The organism is Nonomuraea sp. NPDC003709 (genome assembly GCF_040610775.1).
GTDB lineage: Bacteria > Actinomycetota > Actinomycetes > Streptosporangiales > Streptosporangiaceae > Nonomuraea > Nonomuraea angiospora_A.
The window spans coordinates 1-2,942 of sequence record NZ_JBEXMW010000077.1; the positions used below are offsets into that span (position 1 = coordinate 1).

Genomic DNA, 2,942 nt, shown 5'->3' on the forward strand with positions numbered 1-2,942 from the left:
GCATGAAGAAACACTTATCGTCGAGAGAATCTTCATGCGTATCTAAAATCACTCAAAGGAGCGTATTTCTATGTCTAGTATACCAAAAAATGAACAAAATCAGAAGCAGGTGCAAATCTTGAACGAATTATCAAAACGTAAAGTGGTCGAGCATAATTCTTTAATCACATCTATTGCCAAAATGGATAAAACCCCACTCAAAATGTTTGAATTAGCCGTATCGTGCATTGATACAGAAGAACCACCAAAAGATCATACGGTTTATTTGTCAAAAGCAGAACTGTTTGCCTTTTTTAAAGTGGACGACAGCAATAAACACACACGTTTTAAACAGGCAGTCGAGAATATGCAGAAACAAGCCTTTTTCAAAATTAAAGAAAAAAAAGAACATGGATTTGAATTTGAAAATATTGTGCCGATTCCCTATGTTAAGTGGACGGATTATCATGATGAGGTAACGATCCGATTTAGTCCTGAAATTATGCCGTATTTAATCAATTTAAAACAAAATTTCACGCAACACGCTTTGTCTGATCTTGCAGAACTCAATAGCAAGTATTCCATTATCTTGTATCGCTGGTTATCTATGAATTATAACCAGTACGAGCATTATAGTTACAAGGGCGGGCGCCGAGAAGAACAAGTGGAAGCCTACCGCAATCCTTCAATTTCCATGCGAGAATTACGAGAAATGACGGACACGGTCAATGAATACAAATTATTCACTAACTTTAGCAAGAAAGTTTTAGATAAACCCCTTGAAGAAATCAATGATCGGACCTCATTTAATATTGCCTATGAGAAAGTGAAAAAAGGTAAAAGCATTGATTCTATTGTCTTTCATATCACGAAAAAACGTCGAGCAGACGATAACAGTTATAAGCTAGAGGACAAGACCTACAAGGAAGCGAAAGCCGAAAAAGAATTATCAAACCAAACACTTGCAGGTAAAGCGTTAGAAAGTAGATATACAAGGTTATTGCTTGAAAATTTCCTTTTATCGCCTTATGAAATGACAGATACATCACTTATGGCTGGCTTGCAAAAAAATGTTTATCCAAAGTATGACGAACTCAAAACATTACGAGGACTTGAGGGGGTCAAAAAGCACCTCTCATACGTTCGTGAGAAGCAAGAACCTTATTCAAAAGGGAACGTTGCAAAGTATCTTAAAAAGGCAGTTGATCAGTATTTGCCAACTGTGAAATTACAAGACCTTGACCAACCAGAACGTGCAAGTGTTCGAGGTAAAGGAGCAAGCCATGAGTGAGAATCTAAAAACGATCAAAGAGCTTGCGGATGAGTTGGGTGTATCAAAAAAGAAAATTCATTATCAAGTATCTAAATTAGATAGTAATTTGATACAGAGATTAGACGGTACTATCTATTTTAACAACGCTGCTATAAAAGTGATTAAAGGGAATATTGGATATGTCCCTAAAACTAAATTAGATAGTGTTGGTGTCCAAAATAGACAGTATTTAGATACCAAATTAGACACCGTAAATACAAGTTTAATTGATGAAAAAAATGAACGAATCAATTATCTAAAAGAGCAAATAAAGAATAAAGATAATCAAATATCTGTTAAAGACGAACAGATAAAAAGTTTAGTAGACGTACAAAAACAAACTCAAAATCTTTTAGATCAGCAACAACGACTAGCCTTACAAGATAAAAAGTTGTTAGAAGAATACAAAGCAGAAAATGACAGCTTAAAAGCTCTCAAAATGCCCTCACAGGAAACAGAATTCAAACACTTAGACAATCAATATAAAGATGAAGTGAACGCTCTTAAAGAGAAGTTGGAAAATTTGCAGGAACAAATCAAAGATCAAAAAAGGATAGAAGAACAAGAAAAACCAAGAAAATGGTGGGGACTATGGCGAAAATAGATGATTCAGTTAAAAAGAAAGTTCCAGAATTAAGGTTTCCGGGATTTACGGATGATTGGGAAGAGCGTAAGTTAGGAGAATTATCTAATATTGTTGGTGGTGGAACACCAAGTACATCGAACCCTGAATACTGGGACGGTGATATTGATTGGTATGCACCAGCTGAAATTGGAGAACAAAGTTATGTTAGTAAAAGTAAAAAGACTATTACTGAACTAGGTCTAAAGAAGAGTTCAGCTCGAATTTTACCAGTAGGAACCGTCTTATTTACTTCTCGTGCTGGTATCGGAAACACCGCTATATTAGCCAAAGAAGCTACAACTAATCAAGGGTTTCAATCAATTGTTCCTGATCAAAATAAACTTGATAGTTATTTTATTTTTTCAAGAACTAATGAGCTCAAGCGATATGGGGAAGTCACCGGTGCAGGATCTACTTTTGTTGAGGTTTCAGGTAAGCAAATGTCGAAAATGTCGATTATGGTACCTGAACTTTCAGAACAACAAAAAATCGGGTCATTCTTTAAACAGTTAGACGATACTATCGCTCTTCATCAACGTAAGTTAGATTTATTGAAAGAACAGAAAAAAGGCTTTTTACAAAAGATGTTCCCTAAAAATGGTGCCAAAGTTCCTGAATTGCGATTTGCGGGGTTTGCTGACGATTGGGAAGAGCGTAAGTTATCTGACGTAGCTAATCACAGAGGCGGAACAGCTATTGAAAAGTATTTTGACAAATATGGTGTATACAAAGTTATTTCAATTGGTAGCTATGGATTAAATAGCCAATACGTTGATCAAAATATTCGCGCAATATCAAATGAAATTACAGATGGACGAGTTGTTAATTCTGGAGAGCTCACCATGGTGCTAAATGATAAAACTGCTAATGGAACAATTATTGGAAGAACTTTACTGGTAGAAAAAGATAACGAATATGTTATCAATCAACGAACTGAAATTATTTCTCCGAAAGAAAACTTTGATTCTAATTTTGCATATACCATACTTAATGGTCCTTTTAGAGAAAAAGTTAAACGAATTGTTC

At 35.1% G+C, this 2,942-nt stretch carries 3 protein-coding genes; all 3 read left to right on the plus strand.

Going from position 1 to position 2,942, the window contains the following annotated elements:
• Positions 1–70 precede the first annotated feature (70 nt).
• Positions 71–1,270 carry a RepB family plasmid replication initiator protein gene (locus ABZX61_RS65670; protein ID WP_355213222.1) on the plus strand — a complete coding sequence of 400 codons (1,200 nt, stop codon included), beginning with the start codon at positions 71–73 and terminating at the stop codon, positions 1,268–1,270.
• A gap of 412 nt (positions 1,271–1,682) precedes the next feature.
• A complete protein-coding gene (locus ABZX61_RS65675) occupies positions 1,683–1,895 on the plus strand; it encodes a DNA-binding protein (RefSeq protein WP_200416660.1) in 213 nt (70 codons plus the stop codon).
• Positions 1,883–2,942 (plus strand): restriction endonuclease subunit S (locus ABZX61_RS65680; RefSeq protein ID WP_355213224.1); only part of this gene is annotated, 1,060 nt, incomplete at its 3' end. The genes ABZX61_RS65675 and ABZX61_RS65680, both read left to right, overlap by 13 nt.

Excerpts from the sequence above, each read along its gene's own strand:
- ABZX61_RS65670 (WP_355213222.1), top strand. The coding sequence starts at position 71 with ATGTCTAGTATACCAAAAAATGAACAAAATCAGAAGCAGGTGCAAATC.